A 9,181-nucleotide genomic window follows, 5' to 3' on the forward strand; every position below is an offset into this window, starting at 1 on the left:
GGGGGGATTGTAATGAGGATTGTCTTATCTTTATGGATTATGAGTGTGATATACGCTGTATTATACATTGTACCGCCGGCAGAAGGATTGGGTAATTTGGTGAGAATTGCTTTTTTTCATATACCAGTTGCCTGGGTATCGGTTTTAGCTTTTTTGTTGTCTGCTGGCTGGTCTGTACAATATTTGCGTACACGAGATATACAATATGACTGGAAAAGTTCAGCAGCCGCCAGTTTAGGATTACTGTTTTGTTTGTTAGCAACAATAAGCGGTGCTATTTTTGCAAAACTTACTTGGGGCGCTTATTGGAATTGGGATCCGCGACAAACATCTATTTTTATTTTGTTGCTTATATATGGAGCTTATTTAGTATTGCGATCTTCCATTCAAGAAGAGAAAGATCGAGCCAAAGTATCTGCTGTCTATGCTTTGCTTTCTTTCTTAACGGTGCCATTCTTAGTGTTTATCATTCCACGCTTTTATTTCTCATTGCATCCTGAGCCGGTGATTAATAGTGCTGGTAAGTTAGAAATGGATATGATCATGATATATGTACTTTTAGCGGCTGTTGGGGCATGTACAGCACTATTTTGGCAGTGCTTCAGCTATATGGTACAAAACAAACAAAAATCATTTTAAGTGGGGATCTCATGGAAATACGAGGAGGAGACTCATGAAAAAACGACATGGAATTGGTATAGGTATTATTGCTCTATTTCTTGTCTTTAGTGCTATCAGCTTTAAGAGCTCCCTTACACCTTACGTCACTTTTGCTCAAGCCAAAACAATGAATGGCAGTGTTCAGGTGCGCGGGATATTGATTTCAGAACGTGTGGTCATGACGGATGATAAAAAGGCTATAATGTTTAAACTGCAAGATGAGAAGGGGCAAGAGGCATTGATTGTCTATAAGGGAACTAAGCCGGATGGGATAGAAGAGGCTACTAGTATCGTGGCTATCGGAAAATATCAGAATGATCAGTTTATTGCTGAAAAATTATTAGTAAAATGCCCTTCTAAATATCAGTCTGCGCAAGGGAGTGTGAATAAGTAATGATTGGCTATATTTCTATCGTTTGCGCTTTGCTTGTTACCTGTATAGCAGCATTTTCCTATTTTAATATGCATTTGTCGACTGTTACACGGCGATCAGAAAAGGGGAGAGCTGGTAAAGTTGGTATGCGGTGCTATCGCTTGGCTGCAGTATTGGCTGGGATTGCAGCAATTTATTTACTCTATCTAATCTTAGATAATCGCTTTGATTATGCTTATGTTTTCAGTTATTCATCAAGGGAGTTGCCTTTTATGTATAAGTTATCGGCATTTTGGGCGGGACAGCAAGGTTCATTTATGCTATGGATGGTATTTCATGTGATATTTGGATTGCTCTTATCGCGAAAGAACGATACGCCACCAGGTGTTATGGCTGTTTATAGCGTACTGCAGGCTATATTGCTGATTGTCTTGCTCGCAAAAGGACCTTTTATGCTGCTGGCACAACCTCAACTAGACGGTGTGGGACTTAACCCTTTATTACAAGATTTTTGGATGATTATTCATCCACCAATTATCTTCTTGGGATATGCTGGTCTAGCTGTACCCTTCGCTTACGCTTTAGAAGGACTTTTTTCAAACAACCATAAAACGTGGATGAGAGCAGTATTGCCTTGGGCTTTATTTTCCTGGTGTGCTTTGGGAGCTGGTGTTTTTATTGGGGGCTTTTGGGCGTATAAAGTATTAGGCTGGGGAGGGTATTGGGCCTGGGATCCGGTGGAGAATTCCTCTCTTGTGCCGTGGCTGGTAAATGGAGCTTTAGTACATAGTTTATTCTGGGCAAGATTAAGATCAGCAGCCGTTCGATCTGCTTATTTTGCCAGTATTTTTGGATTTGTAACCGTGCTATATGGAACGTTTTTAACACGCAGCGGAGTTTTAAGTGATTTTTCTACTCACTCTTTTGCAGATGAAGGGGTTGGCGGATTGCTGGCAGGGTTTGTGCTCCTTGCTATATTTTTGGGCTTAACCTTACTAATCATACGCTGGCCAGACTTGCCAGAAGGTGAATTATATACCAAGATCAACAGCCGTGAATTTACTTTAGGCTGCAGCGTACTGATTTTTAGCCTTATGGCGGTAATGGTTTTTATTGGTATGTCTACCCCCTTGGTTACCATGTTATTAGGAAATCCGTCAAATGTGAGTGAAAGTTTTTATAATAACACGTCTCTGCCATTAGCAGCAGCTTTGGTTATGCTCCTAACGATCTCTCCAATGTTTAATAAAAAACCTAATGAGATAATTTCGTTAAAGACGTACTGGTGGTTGGGAATGATCGGTTTGCTGTCATTGGCTTTGCCGCTGAAGCTGGGATTATATCAGCCGATGTTAGTAATAACAATCATTTTTTCCATTACGGCTTTAATTACGAATTCTGTTATAGCTAGGAGCGATCAAATGGCAGCAGCGATTGCTCATGCTGGATTAGCCGTTATGGTAATTGGTATTGTCGTCTCTTCTGCTGCCAATGAGTCGATAGTGACAACCTTAACTCTCAAACAACCTAAGGAAATCCTGGGGAATAAAATTACATATATAGGTAAGGAGGAGGCGAATGACGGCAGTGGGTTTTATCAAAATTTTATTGTCGGGCAACAGAAGATCGAGCCTTCTTTGGTACAGGCCTTTACTAAATACAATAAAGAAGGTCAGCCATCTGCTAGAGAACCAGCGATTGACCGCAAATTGCTAGCGGATTTCTATGTAGCCCCTGTCATGAAACATGAAGATCATACGGCTACAGAAATTCGATTGGCAACAGGAGAGGAAAGTCGGCAAAATGATGTGATCATTAAATTTATCTCCTGGAAAATGATTACAGGTTCTACTGGACAGGAAATGAGAGTACAAACCGTTTTTGAAGTGATAAAAGAGGGAAGAACAGAAGCAATTCAGCCAGAACTTGTATATAAGAACGGAGTGGTTACAGGTGCTCCTGTAGTGGCTTTTGGTCAATATAAGGTCGTCATTAATGGAGTTAATCCTAGGGATGGAAATATAAGCATTGGTCTTTTGGATAACGCTTCTATCAGTAAATCAGATAGTGTTGAAGTTGAAATCAGTAATAAGCCTTTAATTAATTTAGTATGGATAGGAACAATTTTAATCACCTTTGGCTGTGGCTGGGGAGCAATCAATCGCTTTGGAGTTTTTAAAAGGAAAATGGATGGTACCGAAAAGGGGTCAATGTCCTATTTATAGGACTACATAATTGACTTGTAAAAAAATAAGGTAGAAAAATGTGAAAATAGGAGGTGAGGGGTTGGATACTGGTCAGTTTTTAAACCGCAATGCTTTAAAGATTGCGCTGGTAGTCCTGGTTGTGGTGATGATGGGAATGGCAGCTGGAGGTGCTGGTTATGCTTATTCAGATAGTCCAGGTTTTTGTGGAAGTTGCCATTCCATGGAGGGAGTTCATGCAACATGGCAGGCATCGAATCACAAACAGCTCAAGTGTACCGACTGTCATTTGCCACAGCAGAATTTTGCTATTAAAATGATTACCAAAGCGCAGACCGGTATGAATGATACCTATCATGAAGTCTTGCGAGACTATCCCGCAACAATGAAGTTATCGCCTAAAGGCAAAGCGATCGTAGAAGACAATTGCATGCGCTGTCATCAATCTACAGTACAAAACACTGGTATGGGAGCTGGTGGAGAGGATTGTACGAAATGCCATCGCGGATTAGTTCATGGCATGAACAAGAGCAAAGGGGGAATAAAAGTTGAGTAACATGCAAAAGACCTTAATTGCCTTGTTGGGTGTAGCAGTCATTTTTTTTAGCTTTGTTGCTGTACGTGTTGGTGTCAAGCCGGCAGCAACAGTCAAAGCCTCACCCATCCCCGCAGGAGAATATGATGCAGCTGTATGGGGGAAAGTTTATCCCCTGCAATATGAAAGCTATCGAAGGATGGCAGAGGTAGCTCCTTCTCCTACAGGTTATGGAGGCAGTGTGAATGTGCAGAAATCCGACATGCAGCCAGAAATATTCACAAACTTTAAAGGTATGCCTTTTAGTAAAGATTATACAGAAGATCGGGGTCATGTATATGCCGTAGAAGACTTACTTCATAGTAAACGAATTGGTCCCGCTAGTAAAGGTGCGTGCATCACCTGTAAGACTCCCTATGTAGAACAATTTTATAAAGAAGCAGGCTGGGGATATGCCAATAAACCTTTAGGGGAATTATTAGAGAGGAGCAAACATCCTGTTACTTGCGCCCAATGTCATGACTCAGAAACGATGAACTTACGTGTCATTAATCCAGCATTTATTGAGGCACAAGAACGGCGGGGAATCGACTTGAGTAAGGCAACAAGAGAGGAAATGCGTACGTATGTATGTGCTCAATGCCATTCCGAATATTATTTTGAGCCTGGCAGCATGCGAGTAGTATTTCCTTGGGACAAAGGCTTTAAGCCGGAGGAAATGTATACTTATTATGCTGAAAAACCAAATAACTTCCTTCAGGATTGGGAGCATCCAGATTCTAAAGCACCAATGCTAAAAGCGCAGCATCCTGATTATGAAACATTCGCGAATGGTACCCATGGTAAAGCTGGGGTATCATGTGCCGATTGTCATATGCCGTATATGCGTAAAGATGGACAGAAATATACCTCTCATTTTATTACAAGTCCTTTAAAGACTCTTGATGCCTCTTGTTCTCCATGTCACAGTCAAGGAACAGAGTGGTTATCCGAAAGAGTTAAGACAATTCAAGATCAAACCTTCTTGCTGCAGCATACTGCAGGCTTAAACGTAGCTAAAGCTCATGAAGCGATACGAAAAGCTGGTGATACGCCAAATGTCAATCAGGCTGAGCTTGCCAAAGCTAGAGAATTAGTGCGTAAAGCGCAGTGGATGTGGGACATTGTGTCAGCTGAAAATAGTATGGGCTTTCATAATACCGATCAGACGATGACGACTCTTGGTCAAGCTAATGAATTAGCTCATCAGGCTATTGAATCAGCCAATTTGGCAGCAGGGATCAATGTGCTGTAAGTAAGAAAAAAGTTAGGGGAGGCCTCCGGTTTGGTGGTCTCTCCTAACCTTTTATAAAAATGGTCGTGATCTAGAAGTATAAATCACGAGCACCATTTTCAATTTCTTTTAGTCGTTGGGTGGTTTTAATTCGGACGCTTTCCTGAGGTATTGAAGCAAGGTTCTTGGTAATCATTGTTTCACCTATTTTTTTTAATGCATCATCACCATAGTCAAGCAGGTATTCTTTAAAAGTCAATAAAGCATTAGGCAAACAAACATTTTGTATTTCACCACTTTTAGCTAAACTCATAAAGCGGTCACCTGTGCGTCCCTGACGATAACAAGCTGTACAATAGCTAGGTATATAATTTTTTTCACATAGCATAGAGATAATTTCATCTGGAGAACGATTGTCCCCTGTTTCAAACTGCATGGCGCCCTTTGCTGCGACAGAATCTTCTTGTGTTTCTTGATAACCGCCTACACCTGTACAGGAACCAGCACTAATTTGTGAAACACCATAGGTAAGAAGCTTGTCTCTTAGCTCAGGATGCTCTCTAGTTGATAAAATAATTCCGGTATAAGGTACTGCTAAGCGAATGATAGCAATGATTTTTTTAAAGTCTTCATCGTTCACAAGATGGGGAAAGGTCTCAAGATTGATACTGTCAGCTGGTCTGAGTCGGGGTACTGAGATAGTATGAGGTCCGACACCAAATGCTTTTTCTAAGTGCTCAGCATGTAAAAACATGGCAATCGTGTCATATTTATAATCATAAAGTCCATAAAGTACCCCGATACCAACGTCATCAATACCTGCCTGCATGGCTCTATCCATGGCAGTAGTATGCCAGTTATAATCTTTTTTTGGACCGGAAGGATGCAGCATCCCATAGGTTGGACGGTGGTAGGTTTCTTGAAATAATATATAGGTGCCAATTTGTGCTTGTTGTAATTTTTTGTATTCGTCAACAGTGGTAGCTGCAACGTTAATATTAACACGGCGTATGCTGCCATTTATATTCTTTACGTTATAAATTTCCTTAATGGTATCGACAACATAGTCGATAGAACAATTGTCTTGGTCTTCGCCAGCCTCAAGCACTAATCGCTTGTGACCTAAGGATTGAATGATCTCTACCTCTTGTTTGACTTCAGCCATGGATAGATGGCGGCGTACTTGGCTTGGATTGCCGCTGCGATAGCCGCAATATGAACAATCATTGATACAGTGGCTGGAGATATAAAGTGGTGCAAATAATACAATGCGTGTGCCATAAATTTTTTGTTTTATATCAGCGGCAACAGCGTACATAGATTCCAATGCATCTGGATCAGTCACTTCTAAAAGAATAGCTACTTCAGATGCTGATAAACCATGGTACTGGTCAGCTTTTGCAATAATACGGTTAACGAGTTCTTTATCCTGAGCTTTTGTTTTCGCTTCCCGGAGCAGTTTAAGAATTACCTCATCATTAATAAAATCATCGGGTGTTCGTTCTCTATTAGAAATCAATTAAATGGCCTCCTTCTAAAGCGACTGATATGATAGGATCAGTCGTTAGCTTTTGTGTATGATAAATCCCTGCTTTGTTCATCGCGGATTTATATGAATACATGTTTTTAATTTTGACTATCATTATATAATACTTTTCAACAAGAATATATAGTTTTAAAGAAAAGTTATTGTTATTATAGCAAGAAATAGTTTGGAATCATTTGCTTGTGGAGGACTCAAATTGTGAAAATCTAATATATTTTATATGAAGGACTTTTATATAGAGAACAAATAAAAGCCTTCGACATATAATATTATGGATAATCATAGGAGGTGTGTAGAGCATGCTTATTGATGGAGAGCGAAAATATATGGTGAATCATGACGACAAATATATAATAAGCAGCAATGAAGAGGATATGGATAATGTCCATGTACATGTATATACTGCGGAAACAGATGTTTCAGATGATCATCAGCATATGTTTTTAGGTGTTACTGGACCTGCTAGGGTGGAAGGACGTTCACATGTTCATCAAATTTGTACGCGGACATCTTTTTTAGCTGAGAATTCAAGTGGGCACTGGCATTGGGTAGATATCATGACAGATCGTGCCATCGCTATGCCTGATGGCACGCATACTCATTATTTTGAAGGCCGTACAAGCATGAATGATGGTCATTGTCATAATTTTTCTGATGTTACTGGTTTAGGACCCGATATATGTGTGGATGAGGATGAGGAGGATAAAAAACCCTGTAAATATAAATATAAACGCCCTGATGATGAAGAATATAACTAGAATAGAACGAGAGGATGGCAAGCAATTTCCATCCCTCGTTTTTTCTTTACTGCGATAAAGTTTTTAAAGTTGTTTGGTTATAAAATAGGCCCTAAATATACATACTAAATATTGGAGGTGTTACGATGTTATTAAGCTGGATGATGATGAAACTCATGGATCCCTCAATGGATGAAGTAATGGCAAAAATGTTTACGGAGGATTATAAGGACAATCCCTTCTTGATGGTTACAGCAACAGAAAAGTTATCGCCTCGAGCTATGATGGAAGCTGCTATGCGTGCCGAGGCTGGCAAAGAATTGGCACGACCTTTAGGCAGTCCTGTGGTTTTATCTCCGTGGGATAAGCTGCTGCTGAATCCAAAGCAATTGTTTGAATTACCTACTTCTGATTATACCCAAATTAGCATGAAAACGGTTATTGGACCGAAGGCTAAAAAACCTCTACAGCTTGAACTGCCTATTATGATTACAGGAATGTCTTATGGCGGGTCACTAAGTTTGCCGATAAAAATCGCCTTAGCGAAAGGAGCAACGATGGTCGGGACTTCAACCAATACAGGGGAGTCTGCTGTTACTGAAGAAGAACGGGGTGCAGCTCGATTTTTAATTGGACAATACCATCGTGGGGGTCAATTGAGTGGTCAAGAACAGCTGAAGCAGCTGGATGCGATTGAAATTCAATTAGGTCAGGGAGCTTGGGGCGGTGCAGTTGATTCTACAATGAAAGCCGAAGATATTGACGGGCATCTGCGCAATACATGGGGATTAAAAAAAGGTGAAGATGCCACTGTATATGCGCGTATGCCTGGAAAAAATTCGACGCAAGATTATATTAAAATGGTCGATGATATGAAAGCGCAGTATGATGTTCCAATAGGAGTTAAAATAGCTGGTACGGACTATATTGAATATGAACTGGCGGTTATCGCTCAGACAAAGGCAGATTATATTGTCGTGGATGGTTCGGAGGGAGGGACGGCAGTTGCGAATCCAACCTTACAAGACAATGTAGGATTGCCAACCTTCCATACACTTGTACGAACGATTGATTGGCTCGTAAAAAATAATTTACGTGACCGTTTTAGTGTAATTATTGCTGGCGGGTTAACAACTCCAGGTCACTTTCTAAAAGCTCTAGCTCTAGGCGCGGATGCAGTTTATATTGGAACGATTGCATTGCTGGCTGCGCTACATACTCAAATCACAAAAGCACTGCCACAAGCACCGCCTTCACAAATGTTATTATATACTGGCAAGTTAACGGATAAGCTTCACATTGACGCAGCTGCCAATCACCTGGCAAACTTTCTGTCTTCTTGCAAGAGTGAAATGCAGCTTGCTGTACAAGCTGTAGGAAAAGAAAGCATTAAAGAGTTAAGCCGCAGTGATTTGGTATCTGTAGAAAAAGACCTGGCGGAATTTGCTGCTATTCGCTATGCAGGCAGCCATCGAGAAGAAAGAAAAAAAACAGAAAAGTAAGCAGTGATTAGCCCCTCTTAAATATGCTGTGCACCCCGTCAAGAGGACAATGAAAAAATAGAAGAATTTGATTGCTGTCTACCGAAATGGTGGGCAGCATTTCTTTATGCAGCCTTTGCGTACTGTTGGTGGAACTCCATCGGTGTCATGACAGACAAACGACGCTGTAAACGCTGGTAATTGTAATAGTAGATGTAGTCAGAAATAGTTTGCGCAAGCTGTTCCCGGCTGGTGAATTTGTACCCATAATACATTTCACGTTTTAGAATGCCCCAAAAACCTTCCATCGGACCGTTATCAATACAGTGCGCCACTCTAGACATGCTTTGCTTCATTCTTGCGGCTTGCAGC

The 9,181-nt window shown here is 40.7% G+C and carries 9 protein-coding genes; 7 read left to right on the plus strand and 2 right to left on the minus strand.

Annotation, left to right across the window (positions count from 1 at the left end):
* Positions 1-12 precede the first annotated feature (12 nt).
* The 5 genes from BMZ99_RS22380 to BMZ99_RS22400 all read left to right on the plus strand — a co-directional run bounded on the left by BMZ99_RS22380 (position 13) and on the right by BMZ99_RS22400 (position 5,066).
* Positions 13-639 (plus strand): cytochrome c biogenesis protein, encoded by a 627-nt coding sequence (locus BMZ99_RS22380; RefSeq protein ID WP_090943141.1) that lies wholly within the window; start codon positions 13-15, stop codon positions 637-639.
* 34 nt (positions 640-673) lie between these two features.
* Positions 674-1,054, plus strand: coding sequence for a cytochrome c maturation protein CcmE domain-containing protein (locus tag BMZ99_RS22385; protein ID WP_090943144.1), 381 nt, complete (start codon positions 674-676; stop codon positions 1,052-1,054).
* The gene (gene ccsA / locus BMZ99_RS22390) at positions 1,054-3,258 is read left to right on the plus strand and encodes a cytochrome c biogenesis protein CcsA (RefSeq protein WP_090943147.1); all 2,205 of its coding nucleotides are present in this window, start codon (positions 1,054-1,056) and stop codon (positions 3,256-3,258) included. Before BMZ99_RS22385 ends, ccsA begins: the two co-directional genes overlap by 1 nt.
* 61 nt (positions 3,259-3,319) lie before the next feature.
* A complete protein-coding gene (locus BMZ99_RS22395; protein ID WP_090943150.1) occupies positions 3,320-3,793 on the plus strand; it encodes a cytochrome c3 family protein in 474 nt (157 codons plus the stop codon).
* Positions 3,786-5,066 carry an ammonia-forming cytochrome c nitrite reductase subunit c552 gene (locus tag BMZ99_RS22400; protein WP_090943153.1) on the plus strand — a complete coding sequence of 427 codons (1,281 nt, stop codon included), beginning with the start codon at positions 3,786-3,788 and terminating at the stop codon, positions 5,064-5,066. The genes BMZ99_RS22395 and BMZ99_RS22400 overlap by 8 nt, the downstream gene beginning before the upstream one ends.
* Positions 5,067-5,136: 70 nt before the next feature.
* Here BMZ99_RS22400 and hydG read toward each other — a convergent pair whose 3' ends face one another.
* Positions 5,137-6,564: a [FeFe] hydrogenase H-cluster radical SAM maturase HydG gene (gene hydG, locus BMZ99_RS22405; protein WP_090943155.1), complete on the minus strand. Its 1,428-nt coding sequence runs from the start codon at positions 6,562-6,564 to the stop codon at positions 5,137-5,139.
* Positions 6,565-6,890: 326 nt separating this feature from the next.
* On the opposite strand from hydG, the gene BMZ99_RS22410 reads away from it, so the two are divergent.
* Positions 6,891-7,349, plus strand: coding sequence for a YmaF family protein (locus BMZ99_RS22410; RefSeq protein WP_090943158.1), 459 nt, complete (start codon positions 6,891-6,893; stop codon positions 7,347-7,349).
* A gap of 125 nt (positions 7,350-7,474) precedes the next feature.
* Positions 7,475-8,830 carry an FMN-binding glutamate synthase family protein gene (locus BMZ99_RS22415; protein WP_090943161.1) on the plus strand — a complete coding sequence of 452 codons (1,356 nt, stop codon included), beginning with the start codon at positions 7,475-7,477 and terminating at the stop codon, positions 8,828-8,830.
* Positions 8,831-8,934: 104 nt separating this feature from the next.
* Here BMZ99_RS22415 and BMZ99_RS22420 read toward each other — a convergent pair.
* Positions 8,935-9,181: IS3 family transposase (locus BMZ99_RS22420; RefSeq protein WP_139214794.1), on the minus strand; the 247-nt coding region annotated here is incomplete at its 5' end.

The sequence above is a fragment of the Pelosinus propionicus DSM 13327 genome (assembly GCF_900114615.1).
Lineage (GTDB): Bacteria > Bacillota > Negativicutes > DSM-13327 > DSM-13327 > Pelosinus > Pelosinus propionicus.

Bases quoted from the DNA above. Each gene is read 5' to 3' on its own strand.
- ccsA (WP_090943147.1), top strand. From the start codon at position 1,054: ATGATTGGCTATATTTCTATCGTTTGCGCTTTGCTTGTTACCTGTATA.
- BMZ99_RS22380 (WP_090943141.1), top strand. From the start codon at position 13: ATGAGGATTGTCTTATCTTTATGGATTATGAGTGTGATATACGCTGTA.
- BMZ99_RS22415 (WP_090943161.1), top strand. From the start codon at position 7,475: ATGTTATTAAGCTGGATGATGATGAAACTCATGGATCCCTCAATGGAT.
- BMZ99_RS22410 (WP_090943158.1), top strand. From the start codon at position 6,891: ATGCTTATTGATGGAGAGCGAAAATATATGGTGAATCATGACGACAAA.
- BMZ99_RS22385 (WP_090943144.1), top strand. From the start codon at position 674: ATGAAAAAACGACATGGAATTGGTATAGGTATTATTGCTCTATTTCTT.